This window comes from Ornithinibacillus contaminans, from assembly GCF_001038425.2.
In the GTDB taxonomy this organism is placed as follows: domain Bacteria; phylum Bacillota; class Bacilli; order Bacillales; family Amphibacillaceae; genus Ornithinibacillus; species Ornithinibacillus contaminans.
On sequence record NZ_LDPV02000052.1, the window covers coordinates 1 to 25,353 of the forward strand.

Annotated in this window: 22 protein-coding genes and 1 pseudogene; 19 read left to right on the forward strand and 4 right to left on the reverse strand. The window is 38.3% G+C overall.

Features of this window, described 5'->3' with window-relative positions:
• The first annotated feature begins 161 nt into the window (after window positions 1-161).
• The 3 genes from istA to dcm all read left to right on the forward strand — a co-directional run bounded on the left by istA (window position 162) and on the right by dcm (window position 3,997).
• Window positions 162-1,583, forward strand: a complete 1,422-nt coding sequence (gene istA / locus JF53_RS15120) for an IS21 family transposase (RefSeq protein ID WP_053351207.1) — start codon at window positions 162-164, stop codon at window positions 1,581-1,583.
• Window positions 1,580-2,305 carry an IS21-like element helper ATPase IstB gene (gene istB / locus JF53_RS15125; protein WP_047982139.1) on the forward strand — a complete coding sequence of 242 codons (726 nt, stop codon included), beginning with the start codon at window positions 1,580-1,582 and terminating at the stop codon, window positions 2,303-2,305. Before istA ends, istB begins: the two co-directional genes overlap by 4 nt.
• Window positions 2,306-2,650: 345 nt before the next feature.
• Window positions 2,651-3,997, forward strand: a complete 1,347-nt coding sequence (gene dcm / locus JF53_RS15130) for a DNA (cytosine-5-)-methyltransferase (RefSeq protein ID WP_047979732.1) — start codon at window positions 2,651-2,653, stop codon at window positions 3,995-3,997.
• Window positions 3,998-4,029: 32 nt separating this feature from the next.
• Here dcm and JF53_RS15135 read toward each other — a convergent pair whose 3' ends face one another.
• Window positions 4,030-4,803 carry a PmeII family type II restriction endonuclease gene (locus JF53_RS15135; RefSeq protein WP_047979733.1) on the reverse strand — a complete coding sequence of 258 codons (774 nt, stop codon included), beginning with the start codon at window positions 4,801-4,803 and terminating at the stop codon, window positions 4,030-4,032.
• A 162-nt stretch (window positions 4,804-4,965) separates the two neighbouring features.
• Here JF53_RS15135 and JF53_RS15140 point away from each other — a divergent pair, with 162 nt between their 5' ends.
• Window positions 4,966-5,403, forward strand: a complete 438-nt coding sequence (locus JF53_RS15140; protein ID WP_047979734.1) for a hypothetical protein — start codon at window positions 4,966-4,968, stop codon at window positions 5,401-5,403.
• A gap of 173 nt (window positions 5,404-5,576) precedes the next feature.
• A pseudogene (locus JF53_RS15145) lies at window positions 5,577-6,228 on the forward strand (SDR family oxidoreductase).
• Between the two features lie 104 nt (window positions 6,229-6,332).
• On the opposite strand, the gene JF53_RS17905 reads toward JF53_RS15145, so the two are convergent.
• Window positions 6,333-6,575, reverse strand: a complete 243-nt coding sequence (locus JF53_RS17905) for a Parvovirus coat protein VP1-like protein (RefSeq protein ID WP_083443655.1) — start codon at window positions 6,573-6,575, stop codon at window positions 6,333-6,335.
• A gap of 205 nt (window positions 6,576-6,780) precedes the next feature.
• Here JF53_RS17905 and JF53_RS15150 point away from each other — a divergent pair, with 205 nt between their 5' ends.
• The 11 genes from JF53_RS15150 (at window position 6,781) to JF53_RS15200 (ending at window position 19,803) form a co-directional block, all read left to right on the forward strand.
• Window positions 6,781-8,100, forward strand: coding sequence for a DHA2 family efflux MFS transporter permease subunit (locus tag JF53_RS15150; RefSeq protein ID WP_083443656.1), 1,320 nt, complete (start codon window positions 6,781-6,783; stop codon window positions 8,098-8,100).
• Between the two features lie 65 nt (window positions 8,101-8,165).
• The gene (locus JF53_RS15155; protein ID WP_053071825.1) at window positions 8,166-8,444 is read left to right on the forward strand and encodes a hypothetical protein; all 279 of its coding nucleotides are present in this window, start codon (window positions 8,166-8,168) and stop codon (window positions 8,442-8,444) included.
• 108 nt (window positions 8,445-8,552) lie between these two features.
• Window positions 8,553-10,220, forward strand: a complete 1,668-nt coding sequence (locus JF53_RS15160) for a ribonuclease J (RefSeq protein WP_047979735.1) — start codon at window positions 8,553-8,555, stop codon at window positions 10,218-10,220.
• Window positions 10,221-10,761: 541 nt separating this feature from the next.
• A complete protein-coding gene (locus JF53_RS15165; RefSeq protein ID WP_047979736.1) occupies window positions 10,762-11,718 on the forward strand; it encodes an ABC transporter ATP-binding protein in 957 nt (318 codons plus the stop codon).
• Window positions 11,719-11,722: 4 nt separating this feature from the next.
• Window positions 11,723-13,222 (forward strand): osmoprotectant update ABC transporter permease/substrate-binding subunit OpuFB, encoded by a 1,500-nt coding sequence (gene opuFB, locus JF53_RS15170; RefSeq protein ID WP_047979737.1) that lies wholly within the window; start codon window positions 11,723-11,725, stop codon window positions 13,220-13,222.
• A 210-nt stretch (window positions 13,223-13,432) separates the two neighbouring features.
• Window positions 13,433-13,708 (forward strand): DUF485 domain-containing protein, encoded by a 276-nt coding sequence (locus JF53_RS15175; RefSeq protein WP_047979738.1) that lies wholly within the window; start codon window positions 13,433-13,435, stop codon window positions 13,706-13,708.
• Entirely contained in the window at window positions 13,705-15,249 is a 1,545-nt protein-coding gene (locus tag JF53_RS15180; protein ID WP_047979739.1) for a solute symporter family protein, read from the forward strand. The genes JF53_RS15175 and JF53_RS15180 overlap by 4 nt, the downstream gene beginning before the upstream one ends.
• Window positions 15,246-17,015: a LytS/YhcK type 5TM receptor domain-containing protein gene (locus JF53_RS15185; protein ID WP_047979740.1), complete on the forward strand. Its 1,770-nt coding sequence runs from the start codon at window positions 15,246-15,248 to the stop codon at window positions 17,013-17,015. The genes JF53_RS15180 and JF53_RS15185 overlap by 4 nt, the downstream gene beginning before the upstream one ends.
• Window positions 17,012-17,758: a LytR/AlgR family response regulator transcription factor gene (locus tag JF53_RS15190; protein ID WP_047979741.1), complete on the forward strand. Its 747-nt coding sequence runs from the start codon at window positions 17,012-17,014 to the stop codon at window positions 17,756-17,758. Before JF53_RS15185 ends, JF53_RS15190 begins: the two co-directional genes overlap by 4 nt.
• Window positions 17,759-17,911: 153 nt before the next feature.
• Complete coding sequence (locus JF53_RS15195; protein ID WP_047979742.1) at window positions 17,912-18,268, forward strand: DUF485 domain-containing protein; 357 nt, start codon at window positions 17,912-17,914, stop codon at window positions 18,266-18,268.
• Window positions 18,268-19,803 (forward strand): solute symporter family protein, encoded by a 1,536-nt coding sequence (locus JF53_RS15200; RefSeq protein ID WP_047979743.1) that lies wholly within the window; start codon window positions 18,268-18,270, stop codon window positions 19,801-19,803. The genes JF53_RS15195 and JF53_RS15200 overlap by 1 nt, the downstream gene beginning before the upstream one ends.
• 62 nt (window positions 19,804-19,865) lie before the next feature.
• Here JF53_RS15200 and JF53_RS15205 read toward each other — a convergent pair whose 3' ends face one another.
• Window positions 19,866-20,372, reverse strand: coding sequence for a universal stress protein (locus JF53_RS15205; RefSeq protein ID WP_053071826.1), 507 nt, complete (start codon window positions 20,370-20,372; stop codon window positions 19,866-19,868).
• A 204-nt stretch (window positions 20,373-20,576) separates the two neighbouring features.
• Between JF53_RS15205 and JF53_RS15210 the strand changes: the two genes are divergently transcribed.
• Complete coding sequence (locus JF53_RS15210) at window positions 20,577-21,521, forward strand: Gfo/Idh/MocA family protein (RefSeq protein ID WP_047979744.1); 945 nt, start codon at window positions 20,577-20,579, stop codon at window positions 21,519-21,521.
• A gap of 108 nt (window positions 21,522-21,629) precedes the next feature.
• On the opposite strand, the gene JF53_RS15215 is transcribed toward JF53_RS15210, so the two are convergent.
• Window positions 21,630-23,105, reverse strand: coding sequence for a DHA2 family efflux MFS transporter permease subunit (locus JF53_RS15215; RefSeq protein ID WP_407944463.1), 1,476 nt, complete (start codon window positions 23,103-23,105; stop codon window positions 21,630-21,632).
• Between the two features lie 230 nt (window positions 23,106-23,335).
• Here JF53_RS15215 and JF53_RS15220 point away from each other — a divergent pair, with 230 nt between their 5' ends.
• On the forward strand, window positions 23,336-23,935 hold the full coding sequence (locus JF53_RS15220; protein WP_047979745.1) for a TetR/AcrR family transcriptional regulator: 600 nt from the start codon (window positions 23,336-23,338) through the stop codon (window positions 23,933-23,935).
• Window positions 23,936-24,119: 184 nt separating this feature from the next.
• Window positions 24,120-25,307 (forward strand): DUF4317 domain-containing protein, encoded by a 1,188-nt coding sequence (locus JF53_RS15225; protein ID WP_047979746.1) that lies wholly within the window; start codon window positions 24,120-24,122, stop codon window positions 25,305-25,307.
• The last annotated feature ends 46 nt before the right edge of the window (window positions 25,308-25,353 follow it).

The window sequence follows — 25,353 nt, forward strand, 5'->3', positions numbered from 1 at the left end:
TGTTTATGGCAAAATAAAAGTGCAGAGCTTTGCAATAGAAAAATGCAGAGTCCTGCACTTTATTTAATAGAAGTGTAGACAATAAAAAAAGACTTGCCAGCCACCCCAAGTCCCTCTAATGTTATTGGTGTCGAATCAAAACATATGGAGGTAATGAAAGGATGCTAGCAATGTCTGATATTAATTGTATCAAATTCCTTAGAAACAACAAGGGTTTATCAATATCCAAAATACAAGAAACATTAGGAATCAACTGGCGTACTGCCAAAAAATATGCAGATGAAGATCAATTGCCAAAGTCAAATTTAAAACAAAAAGATGGGATGATGTATACAGAAAAATGGGGAGAAATAGTATCTGATTGGTTAGTAGAAGATAGGAAGCTAAAAAAGAAATCTCGGCGTACTAAAAAACAGATTTTTATTGATCTCAAAGAACTTGGATTCAAAGGTTCGTACAGAACCTTGTGTTATTTTGTATCAGACTGGGAGAACACACATAATGAAGATGAGTTTGATAAAGGTTACGATCGTCTAGAACATCCACCGAGTGAAGCTCAAGTTGATTTTGGAATTATGGAAGCTGTTAAGGATGGGGAATTTGTAGATATACATGCATTAGTAATGTCTTTCCCATATAGCAATGCAGCCTTTGCCGTACCTTTACCATCAGAGAATCAAGAATGCCTTCTGCACGGGCTAAAGGAATTATTTAAACAATCAGGTGGTGTACCAAGAAAGATTAGGATTGATAACTTAACACCAGCTGTAAAAAAGACCCGCTCTAAACTAGAAGAAGCTCAATTAACCGATACCTTTATCCAATTTCAAAATCATTATGGATTTGAGGTTCAGGTGTGTAATCCGAGAAGTGGACATGAAAAAGGTAACGTAGAAAATAAAGTTGGTTATGTTCGGTACAATTTCTTTAGTACATCACCAATAATGAACAGCTTTGAGGAACTGACAGAAACACTTCGTGTTCAGTTAACGAAGGATAGAGAAAGGTTACACTATGAAAAAGAGGAGTTAATTGAAAATCTTTGGATTAAAGAAACTAAATACTTATTAGACTTACCTTCGCAAGACTATCCAGTATTTAAAGATACTGACGTAAAGGTAAATAAATATAATGAAACAAAATTAGATAACTCGGTTATACATATACCAAGAGCTGCAAACTATCCGGTCATTCATTTGATTTTAACATGGGACAGGTATAAAGCTGTATCTACTGATGGAGAGATTCTTAGTGAAGACTATAGACCTTATATGAATAAAAGCAGAGCTATTCCATGGACAACTGTGCTAAAGGATTGGATAAGAAAGCCAAGAGTGGTTCCTTACTCTAGGTATAATAAGTATTTACCAGGTAGAGTAAAAGATTATTTATTAGTGGATGATTTAACGCTTAGAAAAGAGAGATTAAAAGAATTAGTAAGTCTTTTGGTTACACATGACATGAAGAGAATTAATGAAGAATTCTATGATTTAATATCAGGAGAGAATGGCAACCCCTATGGGGTCAATTGGTCACTTTATGATTCCCTAACCCCCTCTGAAGATGGGAGGATTGTAAAATGAGTGATCCAATCCGTTCTATGTGTAAATCGCTTAGACTTGCATACGTTGCAGATATATACGAAGAGATTCAATTTGAATCGCCAACACAATTTTTAGAGGCATTATTCACTGAAGAATTTCGCTTAAGAGAAAAAGCTAAAATACAACGGTTGATTAAAAATGCAAAATTCTTAGATTCTAAGAATCTAAGTAATTATGAATGGCATGAGCAAATTAGATTTCCAGCACAATTAGATAAAGAGGAGCTAATTAGTCTTCAGTTTATTGATAGGAAACAAAATGTCGTTCTAGTGGGATCGCCAGGAACAGGAAAAAGTCATTTAGCAACTGGATTAGGTAGAAAAGCATGTGAACTGGGATACGAAGTCAGATTTCTTAGAGTTTCACTCCTAGTAGAACAACTAGAGCATGCATTAAGAGAAAATAAATTAGCAGCTTTTAGGAGGAGATTTGAGAAGGTTGATTTAATCATTTTAGATGAAATGGGTTACTTGCCGTTTAGTAAGGAAGGATCTGAATTACTGTTTCAATTAATCGCGGAGTGGTATGAGCAAAAAAGTTTAATTATTACTTCTAACTTAGAGTTTAGTCAATGGAATCGTATTTTCACTGACTCAAGACTAACTGCAGCGTTGGTGGATAGGTTAATCCACCACGCACATATACTTTCATTTAATGGTCAAAGCTATAGGCTTACTAACGCATTATCAAAATCACGCTAAATCATATAAAACAGGGTGGCAAAACTCTGTACTTTTAATTGCGCTATTCTGTACTTTTATATTGCAAAACACAGTTATAGATGGTAATTCGGTTAATGAGGTACTTTCGGAACTAGTGCTATTCTACGTAATAGGTAAAGAAAGGTTAATCTTTGTGAATAGAGATGATGCAAAAAACAAGAAAACCTTTCAAGCAAAAACCTTTTATGTATATGAGGTTAATATAAACTCACTATTAAAATTTGATTTAAGTGAGGAATAAAATGTTGACTCAGAGTAAAGTAAACTTTATAATAACCCTATTAGAAAGTTAAAATAGTTTTTAACTTTTCGGGAGGGGTATATATGCACTACGCTATAAGTAAAGAAAAAGTAAGACTACATATGAAAAAAAATGGAATATCAACACAAAAAGAATTGGCAGAGCAGTTGGGATTAAGTAAGAATCAATTATCTATGTTACTATCCCCAAACTATAATCCTATTAAAACTAATGCTTTAAAGCTATGTGAAACTCTAGATGTTAGTTTGAACGAAATTACTGAACAGTTGGAGTTTGATTTAGGCATTCAGGAAGAAAGCTCGAGAAAAGTCATTTACCAAAAAGGTAAAAAAGTAAAAGGAAATGACGATAATAATGATTTTATTGAAGTAAGAAATATTAAACCTAATAAAGAATATAAAGTCTTAGAATTATTTGCAGGTGCTGGTGGTCTAGGATTAGGTTTAGAATATGCTGGTTTTGAATCTATTGGTAATATTGAGATAGACAAACATGCATGTAATACGTTAAGGAAAAATAGACCAAATTGGAATGTGGTTGAAGAAAACATTGAGGTCATTACTCAAAAAGGAATTGAAAATTACATAGTTGCTCCAGCTGTAGGTGAACTTGATTTGTTATCAGGTGGTTACCCATGTCAATCATTTAGTTACGCAGGTAAAAAGGGTGGCTTACAAGATGCCAGAGGAACAATGTTTTTTCATTATGCAAAATTACTTGATCAGTTAAAACCAAAAATGTTTCTAGCTGAAAATGTAAAAGGATTAGTGAATCATGATAATGGCAATACATTAAAAACAATGTTAAAAGTATTTACTGAAATTGGTTACAAAGTAAAGTGGAAAGTACTGAGAGCATTGGATTATGACGTAGCTCAAAAAAGAGAAAGAATTGTAATTGTAGGGATTAGAAACGATTTAGTTATTAAAGAGAGCTTAGATTATTTCTTCCCCAAGCCATATGGTTATGAGTTAACACTGAAAGATGTTTTAAAAAATGTCCCTGATTCTGAAGGAGCAAAATATCCGGAGTCTAAAAAGAAAGTACTAGAACTTGTACCTCCTGGAGGGTATTGGAGGGATCTTCCTAATGAAATAGCTAAAGAATATATGGGAAAAAGCTATTATTCAGGAGGTGGTAGAACAGGTATGGCTAGAAGGTTATCTTGGGATGAACCATCATTGACTTTGACTTGTTCTCCAGCACAAAAACAAACAGAAAGATGTCATCCTGATGAAACTAGACCATTTACTGTTAGAGAATATGCCAGAATTCAAAGTTTCCCTGACACTTGGGAGTTTGACTGCTCAATAGGAAATGCCTATAAGCAAATCGGTAATGCTGTTCCTGTAAAAATGGCTAAAGCTATTGGATTATCAATAATTAATACTCTGAATCAACTGCAATAGAAATTGGAGGGTGTTATTAGTGCACCCTCTAATTAAACATCATATGTACCTTTTCCGTCAGCAACTTCTTTTATCTTTAAATTTATCTTGGGCTTAGAGTCTAGATTTTCCTCAATCTCTTTAGCCAGTGAATTAATAATCTTATCTATAAGTTTAGACCCATCATATTCAGTTGCGACATCACCTATAGCATTAGTTAGCCTATCATAAAAGTCCTTTTCCCCAGTAAGTCTATACCAAAAATCAACCCCGATAATCACAGGATATTCTTGAGCAATTTTTTTATAATGACCACTTAATTCTTCAGAAGTACCATAAAAAACACCAACAATTAGATCATTGAATCCGATATTGAGATTATTAGTCCTTGCTAAGTTTTTAACACCTTTAAAATGTCCCTTAATTGTCTCAACGTCATCTTTATTAATAGTGTTAGGTCCGGCTTTTATTTGGCAATATTTTCTTCTGCCATCAACCTTATCAATAAATTCAATATCAATTCCTGATGTGGTAGAAGCAAAACCTTCTAAGACATCACTGCAAAATTTTTGTAGTTTATTTCCGAATGTAGTGTTAATAGATGTTCCTAATACTCTAGGATATACTAATGCTTTTGCGATGCTGATAGGGTCGTCGTTTCCCGTTAGAAAACTTGCCTTATACTTGTCTAAAAAAGGATTAAGATTAAACTCTTTCAACTTAGTTAACTTTTCTGTATTAGCAATATGACTAGGAACAATTTCTTTTCTGAAAAATTCTTTAGCTTTCTTAATTATCTCATCATAATTACTTTTTATTTCATCCATTATATATACTCCTCTCGATATAATTATGCAATATGATCTAAAAAAATTATAACATATATACTATAGTATACTAGAGTGGTGAAATTAAAATGCATTCCAGTTTTAGTTGCGCACGAATATTTATCACATTACCTCAGCATATTACTACTGAGGTGATATATTATGAAGAAACTAATTCTATCATCAGTCGTAATATTCTTTTCCCTAATCCCATTCGCAACCAACGCACAACCAAGTATAGGCTGTCCCAATGCAAAAGAATTAGAAAAGCCTTCTCGGGCAGATAAGAATGAACTTGTAGAAGCACTGGATAAAATTATCCCGGAAACGTATGGTGAAAGTGACTATGGAAACTTTTATTCCGAATGGGAGGTCGTATCAGCTAAGCCACTGTCCAAAACAAATGGAATCGATCAGGATGAGGATTATTATGATATGGCGAGAAACTTTTGCGGTGAAGTGATAGCCGACCAATCGTGGTTAGTAACATTACATTTTCCAAGATGGGAAGGGAAAAGTGAGAGTGCAGTAAATGGTCAAATTTTCTTAGCGAAAAATAAAGCTGAAGACAATTGGTTTGCTTGGTATCGATATCATTAACAGGTTATGAGCTCCATTAATGTGGAGCTTTTTTTATTCCGAATATCAATAGCAAACCTAATTCTATCGAAGCGCATTCCTAGACAGCATCCTCTTTTTCGATTTAAGCTAGAGATGAGAAACACGGAAGTTTACGAAAAATAGTTATCACTATAAGAGAAAGGCTGTCTGGAATGAAGATTCTTGTAGTTGGGGCTAATGGTCAGATTGGAAAACATCTGGTGTCGTTTATACAGAAGAGCGATCAATTAACGGCAAAAGCAATGATTCGAAACGAGGAACAAGCTGCCTTTTTCGAAACGTTAGGGGCGGAAACAGTCATGGTTGATCTGGAAGGTAGTGTTGAATCGATAGCGGCAGCGGCTAAAGGGGTTGACGCGATTGTATTCACTGCTGGTTCTGGACCGCATACTGGGAAAGATAAGACAATTATGGTTGATCTAGACGGGAGCGATTAAAACGGTAGAAGCAGCTAAAATTGCTGGTGTGAAGCGATTTGTAATGATTAGTTCATTTGATACGAGACGTCAAGCAATCCTCGATGCTCCCCCGTCATTTGCACCATATGTTGCGGCAAAATATTATGCGGATGAATGGTTACGATCTACTGATTTGGATTATACCATCATCCATCCAGGTGGATTAACGAGTGATCAGGGAACAGGCGAGGTAAAAGCAGGGTTTGACCTGGCTATTGCTTCAATTCCTAGAGAGGATGTTGCGCGCGTCATTGTTGCTAGCTTAGAAGATGATTCCACTATCGGAAAGGAATTTCAAGTGGTTAGTGGCTCAACACCTGTAAATGAGGCTGTTCATACTGTTTGATTTCTTACTCTAACGATAGAACAATAAAGACAATCACAATTGCTCAATTTTTGTGATTGTCTTTTTTTGACTAAGTAGTCACTGACATACAAAGTACAGCCTTTCTAAAATCCACTCTTCAAGGATATAACCCGATACATGAGTCGTGCGTCTCTCCCTAATCTGTCTCTTCGGTAGAGATACGGCTGGAGATTACGTAAAAATAGCTCATCACAAGATCTTCTTGAGCCCGGCGGCCGACGGTAGCATTCATCGTGTTGCATGCAATAGTGGTCTAATGGATTAGTAGGTGCACCAGGGCCACTACATCCTGGCCCGCAGTAACGATAACCTGGTAGACACGGCATGACAATTCTCCTCTCTATGATGCGTGCAGGAAGTAATGTATAGTATTAGTTTATGCAGCGTGTGGTTAGGTGACATAGACGAAAATAATAGACTCATAGTGGAATTTAAGCAATCTAATAGCGGAATAATTTTCGTTCATGTATTCTGGATAAAGCGAATAGAATTCCTAAGATAATTGGGAATATTACAGGAGAGAGGGTCATTATGCAGACGGAGAATTTTAACAGAAAAACGATTGTTACATTGCTACTTGCGGGTTCGTTTATTGCCATTTTGAATCAAACATTAATGATTACCGCAATCCCTCCAATTATGGAGGAAATGGGAATTACAGCTAATACAGGTCAATGGTTAACAACCGTATTTATGCTAGTAAATGGTATTATGATCCCTGTCAGTGCGTTTTTATTAGAACGATTTACGACAAGGCAGCTGTTTATTACAGCGATGAGTATATTTGCTGTTGGGACAGTGGTAGCGGGAGTTGCTCCTACGTTTTCCACATTGTTGATTGGACGTATCATTCAGTCTGCTGGCGCAGGTGTGATGTTACCACTCATGCAGACAGTATTCCTGATGATTTTCCCAGTTCACAAGCGCGGAGCAGTGATGGGATTGATTGGTCTTGTTATCTCATTTGCTCCGGCAATTGGACCAGCGTTATCTGGTTATGTGACGGAGCATTATTCATGGCGTGTCTTATTCTTTATTATTTTGCCGATTGCAATTATTGATATAGTGATTGCCTTCTTTGCTATGAAAAATGTAACGGAAGTACAGAAGCCAAAACTTGATATTTTATCCATCATCCTTTCGTCGTTTGGATTTGGTGGCTTACTATATGGATTTACGTCAGCAGGAAATTATGGGTGGTTTGCATTAATTACCGTTGTGACACTTGCTGTTGGTGCCGTTTCCTTAGTTGCGTTCATATTGAGACAGCTAAAGCTCAAGCATCCAATGCTTGAGTTCAGGGTGTTTACGTATTCTATCTTCCCGTTAGCGGTGGCGATTGGCATGATTGCTTTCATGGGGTTAATTGGAGTAGAAACATTAATTCCGCTTTATATGCAAAACATGCGGGACTTTACAGCGTTCGAAGCAGGGTTAGCGATATTACCGGGGGCAGTCATAACTGGAATTATGTCACCGATTGCCGGTAGAATTTTTGATAAATTTGGTGCTAGAAAACTAGTCATAATTGGGTTAGCGATTATTACGGTGTCTTCCTTTACATTTATAAATCTAGACACAACTACCTCGTTTATGTACATGACGATTATGTACAGCATTCGAATGTTTGGGCTATCATTGGTTCTAATGCCAATTGCAACGGCTGGTTTAAATCAGCTGCCTAAACGCTTAATACCACATGGAGCAGCAATGGATAATACGATGAGACAAATTGCTGCTTCAGTTGGAACGGCAATCCTAGTCACTGTGATGACAACGTCTGAGGAAATTGCAACAACGAAGGAAATTGCCAATCCGGATATTTATGGTGCGAATAGTACAGACTGTTAAAACCAAATGGGGAGTTTATTTTCTCCATTTTACATCCTTGTTTCATCACACCTGATAGTGGTTGGGTGCGTAACCAGTTTGGAGAGAAAACGTACTGGAAGGTTGAAAAGTATTTCTTGGAAGGAGTTTATGATCAGCGAATCCCAGTTGATGCGGAGGAAAAAGTTGTTTATTATCATCGCACCATAACAAGCTATGTGAAGGCCATTCACCAAGCTGGATTTGCGATTAATGCTATGCTTGAGCCGAAGCCATCAGAGGATATGTTGATGAAATACCCTGAATTTGAAGAAGATCTGAATGTATCGTGTTTCTTAGTGTTTAAGTTGAGGAAATTATCCTAAATAACTTCATGTTTTGAAAAGCTGTCTTATTAATGAGGCAGCATTTTTCTTTCTATAAAATGGAAAATTGAGGGCATACTAAACCAAATTTGAATGCAGGAGGGTTAAATGCGCATGAACGAGAATTTACTATCTGTCTTTGCCCTTGGCGGCTTAAATGAAATCGGAAAAAATATGTATGCCATAGAATATGGAAATGATATCGTGGTAATCGATTGTGGCAATAAATTCCCAGATGAGAGTTTGTTGGGGATTGATTTAATTATCCCAGATATTTCGTATCTGGAGGAGAATAAGGAACGGGTACAGGCATTGATTGTCACCCATGGACATGAGGATCATATTGGTGGGATTCCGTTTTTCTTGAAGAAAGTGAATGTACCTGTTTATGCGACTCGCTTCACCTTAGGATTAATTGAAATTAAATTAAAGGAGCATCGGTTTTTACGGGAAAGTGAGCTAATTGGAATTCACTCGGATTCGGAAGTGAAAATCGGTGATATGATGATTAGCTTTTTCAAAGTAAATCATAGCATTCCGGATTGCTTAGGCATTGTTTTCAATACGCCAGCCGGGACGATTGTACATACAGGAGATTTTAAGTTTGATTTAACGCCTGCGAATAATGAGCGTCCTGAGATTCACAAAATGGCTGAAATTGGAAACAAAGGTGTATTGCTGTTATTATCTGAAAGTACCAATGCTGAGCGATCTGGTTACACGCCATCTGAACAAATGGTAGGGGAGAATTTGGAACGAATTTTCACGAAAGCGAAGCGGAAAATTTTTGTGTCTACCTTTGCTTCTAATGTTAGTCGCATCCAACAGGTTGTCCAAGCATCAGAGAAGACAGGACGAAAACTAGCCTTACTGGGGCGATCGATGGTGAATGTTGTACAGGTGGCAATGAAACGTGGGTACTTAATTGTTCCAAAAGGCATGTTAATTGAAACTCGTGATATTCACGAATTGCCACCAGAGATGGTAACCATTTTGTGTACGGGGAGCCAGGGTGAGCAAATGGCAGCCCTCAGTCGATTGTCTACGGGGAATTTTCGCGATGTGGAGGTTTTGCCAGAGGATACGGTTATTCTAGCGGCGGGGCCTATCCCTGGGAATGAGAGGAATGTAACGAGTATTGTTGATAATCTATACCAACTTGGTGCCAATGTGATATATGGACCAGGTAGCAGTTCTGGTATGCATGTTTCCGGTCATGGCTATCAGGAAGATTTGCGGCTCATGCTTACGCTAATGAAACCAACGTATTTTATTCCGATTCATGGTGAATATCGGATGCTGCATCACCACCAAATGCTGGCCGAATCAGTCGGGGTTGAACCTGGTAACACATTTATTTTAAAAAATGGGGATGTTGTGGATATAACAGACGGTATTGCGCGGAGTACGCGAACAGTGCCGAGTGGTGATACCTATGTGGATGGGGTGGATGTTGGCAATATGGAGTTTGTCTTGCGGGATCGGCAAAAGATTTCGGAAGATGGTATGCTGATGATTATCATTCCGCTCAGTAAACAAGAGGACAAATTGCTTGCGGATCCTGAGATCATTTCGCGGGGATTCGTGGATACTAATTTCACTGAACTACGAAAAGGGATAAACCGAATTACATTAGATACGATAAATGAGCTTCATGCGGCTAATCGTACGTCATGGAATGTATTGAAGAAACAGGTGAAACGTTCCATTGGTCAGTATGTGAAGGAGCGGACAAGGAAGGAACCGATGATTGTTCCGATCTTGCTTGGGATTTGATAAGAGGTTGGATTGGGAGAAGTAATCGCGGACTTGATCAAGTGGCGGCGGTTGCTTCTTTTTGGTTAGAGAGACACGACAAAAATTTAGCAGTAATTCTACTTTACTAGAATTACTTAATTTAGCAAACTCAGGATATTGTATGTCTTAATCTTATTCATTCTTCCTAGAGGAATATGGTCAATCGCACCTGAATAGTTGTAATATTTTTTTAGTGTGGTAGAATGTTGCGTATGAAATAGAATGTTTGTTCGCTTAATGTGGTTTAACTTAAGTAATTAGTAATCTTTAAGAAATGGTCGTAACCCCACAAGCAAGATCATTGAAATCCAAATGATCTACCATTAAGCTAAACCTACGTGAATTTTGTAAGAAAAGGATAATCACCTCTTAGACATACTAAATATCCAACGATTGATTATTTAAATGGTACCCTAGAGGATTTACATCATAGGGTAGAATGTTTTAAATAAACATTTTCCGAGTAAATGGTACGCGATCAAAGAAGAAGTCTTTCCAATAAAAAAAGGAGAACTAATTTATGATTAAATTTGAAGATGTATCAAAACAATACCCAGATGGTACGGTTGCAGTTGATTCAATAGACTTTGAAATTCAGCAAGGAGAATTTTTTGTCATTATTGGGCCTAGTGGATGCGGGAAAACGACGACTTTAAAAATGATAAATCGGTTAATCCCATTAACCGGAGGGACAATATTGATAAACGATAAAAAAATTAGTGCGTATGACATCCATGAGTTAAGATGGAACACTGGCTATGTGCTTCAGCAGATTGCATTATTTCCACACATGACAATTGCGGAAAATATTGCAATTGTACCTGAGCTAATTAAATGGGATAAAGAAAAGATTGAGAATCGAATACATGAATTGATGAATATGGTTGGGTTAGATCCTGAAACCTATGCAAGTCGAAAACCAAGTGAATTATCCGGGGGAGAACAGCAACGGGTTGGCGTAATTCGTGCCCTTGCAGCTGATCCAGAGATTATTTTAATGGACGAACCATTTAGTGCCTTGGATCCGATTAGTCGGGAAAAACTTCAAGATGACATGCTTGCCTTAAAGAAAAATCTTAAAAAGACGACTGTTTTTGTCACGCATGATATGCAAGAGGCATTGAAACTAGCAGATCGTATTTGCATTATGAAGGATGGAAAAGTTGTTCAAATAGGAACACCACAGGAGCTAGTTAATAACCCTTCAGATGAATTTGTTAAAGAATTCGTTGGGGATAATTCTAACAACTGGATAAGTGATATGACAATAGAAGGTTTACTGCGTCCGCTAGATGAAGAGGAAACATTAGAGTCATTCCAGATAATTAAATCTGTTACCACACCACTAAATAAATTAGTAGAAATTCTATCAAACTATGAACAAGTTGGAATTGAAAAAGATGGGAAACTAATTGGTTTTATTAATCGCCAATCGGTAATGAACAAATTAGCAACGATGCTGCAGGAAGGGGTGTAAAACGATGGATAATTTACTTCAAGTATTTCAGGATAGAAAAACCGAACTAGGAAGCGCACTAGTGGAGCATATCCAAATTTCCTTTATCGCCCTTTTCTTCGCCGTTCTAATTGCAATACCATTAGGAATCTATATTACAAGACATAAAAAAGTTGCGGAAGGGATTATTGGTATTTCATCGATTATTCAAACCATTCCTTCTCTAGCGCTATTAGGAATTCTTATTCCGTTATTCGGTATCGGGAGAGTCCCAGCCATAATTGCATTAGTTGCATATGCATTACTGCCAATTTTACGAAATACATACACAGGAATTAAAGAAGTTGACCCTTCCTTAATTGAAGCTGCAAGAGCTATGGGAATGAACTCTAGAAGAAGACTTATTAGGGTAGAAATTCCACTTGCAATGCCTGTCATCATGGCCGGAATTCGAACAGCAATGGTATTAATTATCGGAACTGCCACTCTTGCAGCGCTGATTGGTGCTGGGGGCTTAGGCGATATTATTTTACTAGGTATTGACCGAAATAATACTACCCTTATTTTACTGGGAGCTATACCAGCAGCACTACTTGCTATTTTGTTTGATTATTTATTGAAACGTTTCGAGAATCTTTCCTATAAAAAAGTGTTGCTATCACTTGGAGCAATTGGAATAATAGCTATTCTAGTTATTGTTGCTCCGTTAATTGGGAAGCAAGATGATAAAATTGTTATTGCAGGAAAACTAGGAGCAGAGCCGGAAATCTTAATCAACATGTATAAGATTTTAATTGAAGAGGAAACCGATTTAGAAGTAGAATTACAACCAGGTCTAGGTAAAACGTCATTTGTATTCAATGCGTTAAAATCGGGTGATGTTGATATTTATCCAGAGTTTACGGGGACAGCCATTTCCGAATTTTTAAAGGAAACCGCAACAAGTAACGACCGCGAGGAAGTATACCATCAGGCAAAAGAAGGCATGTTGGAAGAGTTCAATATGGTCATGCTGGAGCCAATGGCGTATAACAATACCTATGCCCTTGCCGTCCCGAATGATTTTGCAACACAATATGGCTTAGAAGCAATTTCTGATTTAAACGGGTTGGAGGATCAGGTGAACGCTGGTTTTACATTGGAATTTTCCGACCGTGAAGATGGTTATCTAGGAATTCAGTCTTTATATGGAATTGCGTTTTCCAGTCTTGTTACGATGGAACCAAAGCTCCGATATGTAGCGGTAGAATCAGGTGAAATCAATTTAGTAGATGCCTATTCGACCGACAGTGAATTACGGCAATATGGACTTAAGGTACTGGAGGATGACAGGCAGCTATTCCCACCATATCAAGGTGCACCATTATTAAGAGAAGAAACGGTTCAAGAGTATCCAGAAATCGTTGATGCGTTGAACCAATTAGCAGGAAAAATAACCGATGAAGAAATGCGCGAAATGAATTATCAAGTGAACGTAGAAGGAAAAAGCGCATTTGAAGTTGCAAAGGAATTTTTGGGTAAATAATCTAATCCCTCGATACTGATGTATCGGGGGATTTCTATGAAAATGGATTGTAAGTCGTTGGATATATTCTTTATGAAAATAGAGTGTAAATTCGCGGTTGTTGTTTTAGCATAATGGAACAAATACCTTTACAACCCACCCCAATCCCTTTATTATTCGAATTAATAAAATTTACTGATAGTTCACCTGCGGTGGTTTGGAGGAATGGGGATGGAAGAACGTTTGCTAGTCTTGATTCATGAAAAAAGACGAATGATGCTACTATCTTTAGGAATAGTGTTTTTGTTTTATTTTTCACTCCCGTTGTCGCTAATCTTCTTTCCAGATATGATGAACCGTACAAGCTTTATCTACGGTGTAACATGGGCATGGCTATATAGTTTCTTACAAATCCCGATGACTTGGATTATGGGTATACTTTATCATCGCAAGGCGAACGTATTTGAACAAAAAATCAAACAAATGAAGCGGGAGGAAATTCTATGAATCTGACTTATTTCTTATTTTTCCTCTGTATCATTGTTTGTACGTTAATTATTACTTATTGGGCAGCGAAACGTACGAATACGACAAACCGCTTTTATATTGCTGCTGGTAGTTTAACAGGTTTTCAGAATGGCATGGCGATCGCTGGCGATTTTATTAGTGCAGCTTCCTTTCTTGGGGTCGTAGGAATGATAGCCATTAGTGGGTATGATGGGTTTTTATATTCCATTGGCTTCTTAGTTTCGTATTTAGTTGTATTGTTCGTCATCGCGGAGCCTGTTCACCGTCTTGGAAAATATTCGCTTGGGGATGTGATTTGTTCTCGTTTTCCAAGTGATAAGATGCGCTGGATGATGGCATTTGGTGCGTTTATCATATCGATTCTCTACATGATTCCACAGCTTGTTGCCTCAGGATTTTTGCTTCGTTTATTACTTGATATCGATTATTCTATCTCTGTGTTAGTTATCGGGGGCTTAATGACCGTCTATGTTGTCTTCGGTGGGATGGTTGCGACCTCATGGGTTCAAATTGTGAAAACCGTTGTCCTGATGTCGGGAACCTTCTTACTATCCCTAATCGTATTTTCCAATTTCAATTGGGATTTGACTGCTTTAATCGATCGGGTTAAGGAAGGAACACCATTGGGGGATAGTTTCTTTATACCTGGACATTTGTTTGAAAATCCATTGGAATTCTTTTCACTACAGCTTGCTTTAGTTCTTGGTACGGCAGGATTGCCACATATTTTAATGCGATTATTTACTGTTCGAAATACGTTTGAGGTGCGGCGATCGTTACTAAGTTCTACTTGGATTATTGGCTTGTTTTATATGATGACGCTCGTGTTAGGGCTTGGAACAGTAGCATTATTAGGGTATCCAAATTTAATCGCAAATGATCCGACTGGGAATTTGGCAGCACCTTTATTAGCGCGTGAGGTTGGCGGTGATTTTCTTTTGGCATTTGTTTCGGCAATTGCCTTTACAACCATTGTTGCGGTTGTTGCTGGACTAGTGATATCGGCAACGGCGGCATTTTCACATGATATATTTCATCATATTTTGAAAAAAGGTCAATCCACTGAAAAGGAACAGCTACGGGCAGCGCGCTGGACAGCGGTTGGGATTGGCTTGATCTCTACTTTATTTGCCTTACGGTTGGAAACGATAAATGTTACGTTTCTAGTATCGATGACGTTTATTGTGGCGGCTGCTAGTAACTTTCCAGTACTTGTCTTAACACTATATTGGAAGCGCTTTACACAAGTGGGGGCTATGACTGCAATGGTGAGTGGACTTGTGGCATCACTAGTATTAATGGTTCTTGGTCCACATATTATGAATGTAGATGGAGGATGGATTGCGCGCGCGCCAATCATTGGGTTGTATAATCCGGGGATTATTGCGATTCCAATTGGTTTTCTAGGTGGTATTTTTGGATCAATTGTTTCTCATAAACAAGCGCAAAGTAAAGCGGAATATCAGCGTTTCTATATGCAGTCTCAAACTGGTGTGATGTCAAGGGGAGAGAAGCCATGAGGGATCTGACAATCATTTTATTTGAGCGTTTAGGCCTATTGCTGGTTATTGCCTTTGTAATGACACGTACACCTGGATTCAAATCATTATTATACCGAGAATATAGTGTGAAAATGTCGCTCTTACATGCGGTGGTCTTCGGAATATTTGGCATCGCAAGTACCGTTACCGGTATCATCATTACAGATGATGCGACGATTATTCGTACGTTTGTTATTTTTCCAGTGGCTGAAAATCAACTGATTGTAAGCTCCAGCTTAGTCGCCATCGTTATTGCTGGTCTATTAGGTGGACCGATGGTTGGCTTGGGGGCAGGATTCATTGCTGGGAGTCATTTAATGTTTCTTGGCGGAATCGGCTGGTTAGCGAATGGAATCGTGAATCCGTTGACGGGTTGGCTAGCAGGGATGACAGCGAGATTTTTCTCGAATGAACGTGTTATTGCCCCACATAAAGCATTATTTATTGGCGTGTTTCCACCCATTTTGCAAATGCAGTTATTACTTATTTTGTACGCTGATGGTGCTAGTTTGGTTGGTATAGTCGATCAGATTGGCTTGCCACTTGTTCTATCGAATTGTATTGCGATTGCTATTTTTACAGCAATGATTGGTATAGTTTTGCGGGAGCAGGAAAATGAAGCGGCACTTGCAACAAAACAAGCATTGACCATTGCCGAAGAGGCGTTGCCTTTTTTACGAAAAGATTCGAATGAGGAAGTGGCGGAAGGTCTTGCGAAATTGTTGTTTGAACGGTTGAAACTTGCTGCGGTTTCTGTGACGAATAAGCAGGTCGTTTTAGCACATGTTGGGCTTGGTGATAGGCATCACCGACCCGGGGATTTGATTGCGACACCACTTGCGCTTACTGCTATCAAGACAAATAAATTGCAGGTTTCTTATATGAAGGGGGACTTGCAGTGTCATCATGAGGATTGTCCATTAGAAGCAGCAATTATGATTCCGATTAAGGAAGCAGATGATGTTACAGGGCTTATCACCTTTTACTTTCGGAAGGCACAGCATATTTCACCGGTTGAGCTGATGATGGCAGAAGGATTGGGGAAATTCATATCGAATCAATTAAATGTCCTGACAACGGAAAAACTGAAAGACCATATTCGTGATGCAGAGCTACGAAATTTACAGGCGCAAATTAATCCGCATTTTTTATTTAATACGTTACAACTGATTGCATCATTATTTCGAGAGGATCCACAAACAGCAAGACATTTAACATTGCAATTGGCGAACTATATGCGATTTAACCTACGACTTGTATCGAAATCACTGGTGGAACTTGAAAAGGAATGTGAGCACGTTCAGGCATATACTGCCATTATTCAGGAACGATTCCGTGGGAGACTGCAGATTGATTTTATCAAGCCAGATAATTTAACACCTATTTATATTCCACCTTCTACCATTCAACCGTTAATAGAAAATGCGGTCCAGCATGGTTTGAAGGATGTTGCGGAGCAGGCAAAAGTGGTGATTCGTATTGAACAGGTAGACCGAGCGGTTTCTATATCTGTCAGGGATAATGGCTGTGGATTTCCTAAGCATATATTGCCATTGATTCTTCATAAACCATTAGTAGGTAAACAAAATGGTGGTACCGGTTTGTTTAATGTGAATCAGCGATTAATCCGGCTGATTGGAGAGTCGGCCAAGCTCCATATTCGTAATTTACCAAGTGGCGGTAGTGAGATCAAATTTGCGATTCCAATTCCAGCTGATACGCTTGAAGGGCGGGTAGTAACATGAGTATTCGTGTGATGATAGCCGAGGATGAAGTAATGGCTCGTAAGGAACTACTTTATTTGTTGGGGGACGAGAAGGGGATTAGTATTTTACCTCATGCAGAAACAGGGGAACAGGTTATTGAATTATCCAAGGAACATCAGCCAGATGTGATATTTTTAGATGTGCATATGCCTGGATTATCAGGTGTGGAAGCAGCGAAAATGATAAATGAGAAATCAGATAATCATCTGCCATTATTTGTTTTCACCACGGCGTATGATGAGTATGCTTTGGAAGCTTTTGATGTGGAGGCAATTGATTATCTATTGAAGCCTTATGATGAACTACGATTTAAAAAGGCGATGGCTCGAATTCGAAAAAAGGTCAGTAGTAGACTCACACCAAACGATGATTCAAAAATACAGCCAACTACATCGAAATTATTAGTCGATGATGGTGAACGGATGGTTGTTGTTGCGCCCGAATCAATTTATTATGCGGTGCCGAATAATCGGTTGCTGGAGATTCATACAGAGGATAAAGTAATTATGAGTCGCATGACATTACAGGAGTTGCAGGATAAGCTATCCGAACAATTCTTCTTTCGGGCACATCGCAGCTACTTAGTAAACTTAAATCATATATTAGAAATTACCCCGTGGTTTAATGGTACGAGTAATATCACGTTAAAAGATAAAGGCCGGACCGTTATTCCCGTAAGTCGGACTGCGAGTAAAACCATCCTAAAAACATTTCGAGTATAGGCATGTCTAAGTCTACCGTTTAGGAACGAAATAAAACCATTGAACCATCGAATTCAACCGTTTGCGCCAACTTTGTCTTATGAATGTTCGAAATAATTATAATAATTAGTAAGCGCTTACAGTTAATGAAAATGAAAGAAGGAGGATGGTTTAATGGCTCAACCGAAGCTTGCGGAAGAGAAGCGAAAGGTGGATTATGTAAAAGTAGAAAATAGTCCACAATTTAAACAACTGATGGCAAACAAAAAGAGGTTCATCGTGCCGATGACGATATTTTTTCTAGTATTTTACTTTTTGTTACCAATCTCAACTTCTTATGGAACATTTTTAAATACACCAGTGTTTGGTGACATTACGTGGGCGTGGGTATTTGCGGTCGCGCAATTTGTTATGACATGGGTGATTTGTTCCATCTATGTGAGAAAGGCTACTTCTTTTGATGAAGAGGCTGATCAGATCATTGCTGATCAGATCATTGCAGATCAGATTAAAAAAGGAGGTAACCGCTAATGGAGCCGATAGTTGTTATTCTATTTCTTGCGATCGTTACATTGACTTTGGTTATCACGTATTATGCTGCCAAACGAACAAAATCAACTAGTGAGTTCTATACTGCAGGTGGGGGCTTAACGGGCTGGCAAAATGGACTTGCGATTGCTGGTGACTATTTGTCTGCTGCTTCTTTCCTTGGGATTGCAGGTGCGATTGCCTTGCAAGGGTTTGATGGATTTTTCTACAGTATCGGGTTTTTAATTGCTTATTTGGTTGTATTGCTATTAGTAGCGGAACCATTGCGTAATCTCGGTAAGTATACTTTAGCGGATATGATTAATTCCCGTTTTGATGCGAAAAAAGTAAGAGGAGTTGCGGCATTAAGCACGATTACCATCGTTCTCTTTTACATGATTGCACAGCTAGTTGGTGCAGGTGCATTGATTCAGCTTTTATTTGATATTCCGTATTGGATAGCGGTATTAATTGTTGGGGTCATGATGACAATTTATGTATTGTTTGGAGGAATGATTGCTACTAGCTGGGTTCAAATTACCAAGGCAGTATTACTAATGGCTGGGATGATCATTATTTCATTCATGGTCTTATGGAAGTTTAATTTTAATATATCGGCGATGTTTACTGAGGTGAAATCAGCAACGAGTCATGGGGCGGACTATTTAAATCCGGGGATTAAGTATAGTGATCCACTCGGAACAATTTCGTTAATGCTTGCGCTAGTATTAGGTACAGCTGGTCTGCCACATATTCTAATGCGCTTCTTCACGGTAAAAGATGCACAAACAGCGAGAAAGTCTGTTATTACAGCGACATGGACAATTGGGATATTTTATATTCTAACGCTTTTCCTAGGCTTTGGTGCGGCAATATATGTTGGTGAAAGTGAAATTCTAGCAGCGAATCCTGGTGGAAATATGGCAGCTCCATTACTCGCCGAAGCTATTGGAGGGAATATATTATTTGCCTTCATCTCAGCAGTAGCATTTGCAACGATTTTAGCGGTTGTAGCAGGGCTGGTGTTGTCCGGTGCATCTGCATTTGCTCATGATATTTATGGGCAAATTATTAAAAAAGGACAGTCAACAGAAAAACAACAAATGCTTGCAGCACGTTATGCAGCACTTGGAGTGTCTGTGTTATCAATTTTATTATCATTAGGTGCGCAATTCTTAAATGTTGCCTTCCTAGTATCACTTGCTTTTTGTATCGCTGCAAGTGCTAATTTACCAGTTATTCTATATACCGTTTACTGGAAACGATTCAATACGTCCGGTGCAGTTTGGGCGGTCCTATCTGGGTTGATATCAGCTCTAGTTCTTGTATCACTCAGCCCGAGCGTATTCTCACCAGTTGAAGGAGCAGCACTATTTGTTGGTGAGCCAATCTTCCCATTAGAAAATCCAGCACTTTTCAGTGTTCCGATAGGATTTCTCGGGGGCTATCTTGGTACGATATTCTCGAAGGAAAATGACTTTGCCCGTTTTGCAGAGGTAAAGGTACGAGCGAATACAGGGTATCGGGAAGCGGAGTAAGGTGTAAGGAAAACGGAAAAAGCTGCTTGGGTGAAAACCAAGCAGCTTTTCTTGCTATTATTCTACTTCACTACTAACACTGGACAGTCTGCTTCTTCTACAACCTTCTTACTCACACTACCCATCACAAATTTTTTGATACCACTTATTCCGCGATTTCCCATGATGATAAGGTCGGTATCATGGTTTTTCGTGTAGTTGAGTATCGCATTAACTGGCTTCCCAGATAATATTTCATAGTCTACATCTAGTAAATTCGTTAACCGAAGCTCGGCATCGGAAATGATTTTGTCTGGTGTATCGTCTTGTGTGCTAGTTTCCATGATTCTATGTTGGGTTCCGATGCTTGGTGCTGGAAAAGGTCCCATATAGACATGGGATTGGTATAGGCTAGGATCTGAATTTTGGGTTGCCCCTGGTGTCACCGCAGTTTCTAGCGAAGGGCTATGCACATATCCTACCGTTAAGTTTGCATTCGTTCGTTTTGTCATGAACTCCGCAGTTCTCAATGCTTCTATACTATCAGGTGATCCGTCAAAAGCTAAAAAAATATTCTTAAATCCTTCCATCTTCAAACACTCCTTTTTGAGTTTTGGATATTTAAAGGACTTGCTATGTATATTCACGACTTAAAGGTTCTTTAAACTTACAGAGATATTAAACTAGTATGTCAAACTGATTACGAAAGAGCGGGCTAGGGTTTATTTTCATTGCCAAGCCTGTACTTTCGTGTGAAAATTAACTAAAGAAAGTTCATAAAAGGGAGTGCTATCATGATACATATTGGAATTATTGGACTTGGAGCAATTGGACAACGATTAATCAAGCAATTTAACGAGCATGCGGAAGTAGAAATTGTCGCAGTATGTGACCGAATGGAATCACTAGTACATGATACAGCAGCATCTATTGATAGGGTGCAAGCTTATACGGATTATCACGAATTAATTGCGGATAGTAAAGTTGATTTGGTTTATGTAGCAGTTCCTCCTAAATTTCATCATCAGATTGTTATGGATGTGCTACAGGCGAAAAAGCATGTGTTATGTGAAAAGCCGTTAGCGAATTCGCTGGAAGAGGCGCAGGAAATGGCAGAGGCAGCCAAGAAATCAGGAGTCGTTCATGCGATGAACTTCCCACTAAATTACGAAGCAGGCGCTACTAAATTTGCTGAACTTATACGTCAGAATTATGTTGGCAAGCTGCGTCGTGTGCAGTTTACGATGCATTTTCCGAACTGGCCAAGACTTTGGCAACAAAATGACTGGGTGAGTGGACGAGAACAAGGTGGGTTTGTGTTAGAGGTTGGCGTTCATTTCATCCAACAAGTTATCAAGATATTTGGGGATGTTAAAAATATTCAAGCACAATTGGAGCTACCAGCTGACGCGGATAAATGTGAAACAGGGATTATCGCCACTGCTGAACTGTTGGATGGAACACCTGTATTAATTGAGGGATTAAGTCAAATTGCTGGTAAGGAACATATAGCGTTTACGGCGTATGGAACTGATGGTGTATTATCACTAGAAAACTGGGGTATCGTAAAAGGCGGAAAAAATGGAGAAGAATTAGTTGAAATCCCTGCAGCTGATCAGCCTAATAACAGCTTAATAGAAGAATTAGTAAAAGCTGTGAATGGACAAGCGGCAGAAATTTATAATTTTGAAGTTGGCCATCAGGCACAAGTTGTATTAGAAGAACTGCGGAAATTATAAGTTTTGTACACTATATCAACCCAAGCCTGTCATACAAGAAAACTACTAAGCATAGGATCACGTCATCGTGAACGTTATAACTTAGTAGTTTTTCTTTTTCCAATTTAACTATGATTTTTCAGCTTGTGCTGAAGCCTCAGGTGCTTGTTCCACACGCTTAATAAAGAAGGCAAGCACTAAACTAATGATTCCAAAGACAAACATAATGAAATAAGAATCATTGATTCCTTGAATAGACGCCTCCATTGTCAAATGGGCTTGTGATTCAGCATCAATACCGCCATGCGTCATGAGCTCCTGTAGATGGTCTTTCGTTCTACTTGTCATGATGGTCACAAGCAGCGAAGTACCAATCGCACCTGCGACTTGTCTTGCCGTATTTGAAATGGCGGTACCATGTGCATGTAGACTTTTAGGTAATTGATTTAATCCTGCTGTTTGTAGTGGCATTAAGAATAGTGCCATTCCAATTCGGCGACCTGCATACATCAAGATCAGATACGTATAGCTGACCGAGTCAGTTAAATTCGTGAATGTATATGTTGTCGCTAGAATGATTGCGATTCCGATGATGGAAAGCCATTTTGCTCCGAATCGGTCAAAGAGTCGACCAACTGCTGGGCTGAGTAATCCCATCAATAAAGCTCCAGGCAACATCAGAAGTCCTGACTCCAATGCCGTAAATCCACGTGCGTTTTGTAGATACAGTGGTAGTAAAATCATATCTGCATACATGACAACGGTAATCGTACAATTGATAATGGTCGTTAGGGTGAACATAGTATAGTTAAATGCTCTTAAGTCTAGGAATGGATTGTTAGAAATTAGTTGGCGCCATGTGAACAGCACAAGCGTAATTGCTCCGATACTTAAAGAAACAATAACTTCCCAGTCTGTCCAACCTTTATGACCAGCCTCGCTGAATCCATACAGTAGTCCACCAAAACCAATTGTTGATAAGACGAGACTAATGTAATCCATTTTTGTTTTAGTCGTATCCGATACATTTTTAAGGAAAATAAACCCGCAAATGATAACAATAATAATGAATGGAATCATCCCATAAAACAATACTTGCCAAGGGAAGTAATCGAGAACATACCCCGTTATGGTTGGACCAATTGCTGGTGCAAAGATAATTGCTAGTCCAACGGTTCCCATTGCCGTTCCACGTTTATGTGGTGGAAATAGGGATAATACTACGTTCATGAGTAATGGCATGATAATACCAGTTGAAGCTGCTTGAATTAAGCGGCCAATTAGTAGAACGGAAAAATTAGGTGATAATGCTGCGACTATAGTTCCGATGAGGAATATAAACATTGAAGTCTGGAACAATTGTCTAGTGGTAAATCGTTTCATTAAAAATCCTGTGATTGGAATTAGCACACCATTTACTAGCATATAGCCAGTGGTTAGCCATTGCCCTGTTGACGGTTGGATGTTAAAGACATCCATTAATGTTGGCAGTGCAACAGTCATTGTTGTTTGGTTAAATAAAGCAAAAAACGCACCCAAAATCATGATAATCAAAATGGGGGCCTTTTTGACCGAACTGAGGTCAGTAGTGGCACTAGTTGTCAAAACGCATTTCCTCCTCTTTTACAGCTGTAGATTAAATTTACAGTTTGTAGTATAATTTACAAGACATAAATTACATTATAGGGGCAAGGATAATCGTTTTCAAGTTACAATAAATCGCTCACTGTCTATTACTTTACGTAATTTTAATAGCTGTAGTTTAAAGCTAAAAAGAACGACGATATTATTTATTGTGTTGTATAGATGGATGGTGATGGAGGGAAATCAACTATATGCGTAACCAAGAAGACCAGATGGATCGACGGGTCATTCGTACAAGACAATTGCTTAAAAATGCTTTAATTGAATTACTGCAGGAAATGGATATAGAAAAGATTTCAGTCAATCGACTTGCAGAACGCGCTACTATCAATCGAGTGACTTTTTATCTGCATTATCAAGACATATCCGACATGCTAGAGAAGCTGTCTGATGAAATGATAAGTGAGATTACGAGCCTGTTAGATGAACCGATTAATCCGAATGCATCCAATCACGAGGAAAATATTCGAATGCTGGAAAAATTCCTTGAGCATATTGCAGCGAATGGAGAATTTTATAAAACAATTCTAGCTTCGAAGCGGATACCAATATTCAAAGAACGGCTTTTGGCATTTCTTACAGATTGGCTTGATTTAAGAATCGAAAGCAAAATCGAAGGGGGCAATTCCTTTGTTTTACAGGCAGGTATTCAAAGGGACATTCTATTATGGTATGATGCAGCGGCATTAATCGGAACAGTTGTTGCCTGGCTCCGGAATGATATGCCCTACTCTCCGTCCTATTTAGCGAAACAAATTTATATAATCCATAAAAAAGGAATCTTTGAATAGCATTCCAAGAAAGAAGTAATTTGTCACCATATATGGAGATTGATTACTTCTTTTCTGTTTAACGTTTATATACTACTAATGAAAATTAATAAAAAAGACACAAGAGAAACAGCTATCATTTGTGATAGAATTAGAGAATGTGTTGAAGGAATCATACAGATTACAACTTAGGAGCATAAGAACATTGAACAAAAAAGACATCGCAAATTTTCGCAAACAATTTAAAGTAAATAACGATCTATTAAAGATACATGAAATTTTTTATGTGTATATTATGAAAGAATCAAGTGATATTTATCATCATCAAAGCTTCCCATTTGAGATGCTTGAACAAGAACAAAAAGAATTATTTATCGATAACTTTAAAAAAGTACTATCTGGACAATTAGACGAAAAGCTATTCGAGTTAAAATTCCAGCGAGATGTACCAGAGAGTAGTCAGTTAATTCTCCATCAAGGACTTTTAAGTCAGGATACGGAAGCATGGAAGTCACATATGCTTCTGCTTGTTGAAAAGATGCTGAAGGACAAGCAATATGAGATGGATCTTGTAGTTACCTTTATTCGTGGGGAATATAGGAAACCGATGAAGAAGAGTGATGAGTCAGAGGAAAGTTCACGAGATACAGTTTATTCCAACCCGTTTATTTTATGTAGTATGAATAAAACTCTCGATCCGAAGAAAGAATTACTGTTTGATTACGTCGAGAAGGAATTCAAATACAATATTGTCGTGGATCCAATTATTAATTTGAAGGCACCAATTTCGGGATTTCTTTTCCCATGCTTCGGAGACGGTGGGGCAGATGTTAATCATGTCCTCTATTCGGCCGGTAAGAAATATGAACTCGATTATCATGTTATTGAAGAAGTGTTGAATGCCGAGGAAACGATGACGGCAGAAGATGATAAAATTGTATTTGAGGAAATTGTTAAGAAAGTAACTGGTGATCAACTTAATACATCTACACTTTCGAATGTTTATGATGAAATTCATCGTGTTATTGAAGAAAATGAAGAGGAAGAAGTGCCTCGATTAGATTATAAGGACGTTGAAAATGTTTTGCGTGTTAGTGGTGTTAAGGATGTTGATACTGAAAAGGTTGAAACAGCGTTTAAGACCGTGATTGATGATGAAAAATACGAGTTTAAGGCGAGCAGTATTGTACCGAAATATTCGTCGAAATCAATCAAGATTAAGACGAAGGTTGCAGATATTGCCGTTAGCCCACAGGATCTTCGTTACGTGCGACAAGTTCATTTTGACGGCAAACTTTGTCTGATGATTGAAGTAGAGGAAAATCCATTAATAGAAGGCTTTCAAATGATCCCAGAGGTATTGTTTAATAAAGTAGAAGATAAACAGGAATAATTGAATTGGAAAAACGTCTGTTACTATTACTTCCAAGAATAGTAAC

Bases quoted from the DNA above. Each gene is read 5' to 3' on its own strand.
- istA (WP_053351207.1), top strand. From the start codon at position 162: ATGCTAGCAATGTCTGATATTAATTGTATCAAATTCCTTAGAAACAAC.
- istB (WP_047982139.1), top strand. From the start codon at position 1,580: ATGAGTGATCCAATCCGTTCTATGTGTAAATCGCTTAGACTTGCATAC.
- dcm (WP_047979732.1), top strand. From the start codon at position 2,651: ATGCACTACGCTATAAGTAAAGAAAAAGTAAGACTACATATGAAAAAA.
- JF53_RS15135 (WP_047979733.1), bottom strand. From the start codon at position 4,803: ATGGATGAAATAAAAAGTAATTATGATGAGATAATTAAGAAAGCTAAA.
- JF53_RS15140 (WP_047979734.1), top strand. From the start codon at position 4,966: ATGAAGAAACTAATTCTATCATCAGTCGTAATATTCTTTTCCCTAATC.
- JF53_RS17905 (WP_083443655.1), bottom strand. From the start codon at position 6,575: ATGCCGTGTCTACCAGGTTATCGTTACTGCGGGCCAGGATGTAGTGGC.
- JF53_RS15150 (WP_083443656.1), top strand. From the start codon at position 6,781: ATGCAGACGGAGAATTTTAACAGAAAAACGATTGTTACATTGCTACTT.
- JF53_RS15160 (WP_047979735.1), top strand. From the start codon at position 8,553: ATGCGCATGAACGAGAATTTACTATCTGTCTTTGCCCTTGGCGGCTTA.
- JF53_RS15165 (WP_047979736.1), top strand. From the start codon at position 10,762: ATGATTAAATTTGAAGATGTATCAAAACAATACCCAGATGGTACGGTT.
- opuFB (WP_047979737.1), top strand. From the start codon at position 11,723: ATGGATAATTTACTTCAAGTATTTCAGGATAGAAAAACCGAACTAGGA.
- JF53_RS15175 (WP_047979738.1), top strand. From the start codon at position 13,433: ATGGAAGAACGTTTGCTAGTCTTGATTCATGAAAAAAGACGAATGATG.
- JF53_RS15180 (WP_047979739.1), top strand. From the start codon at position 13,705: ATGAATCTGACTTATTTCTTATTTTTCCTCTGTATCATTGTTTGTACG.
- JF53_RS15185 (WP_047979740.1), top strand. From the start codon at position 15,246: ATGAGGGATCTGACAATCATTTTATTTGAGCGTTTAGGCCTATTGCTG.
- JF53_RS15190 (WP_047979741.1), top strand. From the start codon at position 17,012: ATGAGTATTCGTGTGATGATAGCCGAGGATGAAGTAATGGCTCGTAAG.
- JF53_RS15195 (WP_047979742.1), top strand. From the start codon at position 17,912: ATGGCTCAACCGAAGCTTGCGGAAGAGAAGCGAAAGGTGGATTATGTA.
- JF53_RS15200 (WP_047979743.1), top strand. From the start codon at position 18,268: ATGGAGCCGATAGTTGTTATTCTATTTCTTGCGATCGTTACATTGACT.
- JF53_RS15205 (WP_053071826.1), bottom strand. From the start codon at position 20,372: ATGGAAGGATTTAAGAATATTTTTTTAGCTTTTGACGGATCACCTGAT.
- JF53_RS15210 (WP_047979744.1), top strand. From the start codon at position 20,577: ATGATACATATTGGAATTATTGGACTTGGAGCAATTGGACAACGATTA.
- JF53_RS15220 (WP_047979745.1), top strand. From the start codon at position 23,336: ATGCGTAACCAAGAAGACCAGATGGATCGACGGGTCATTCGTACAAGA.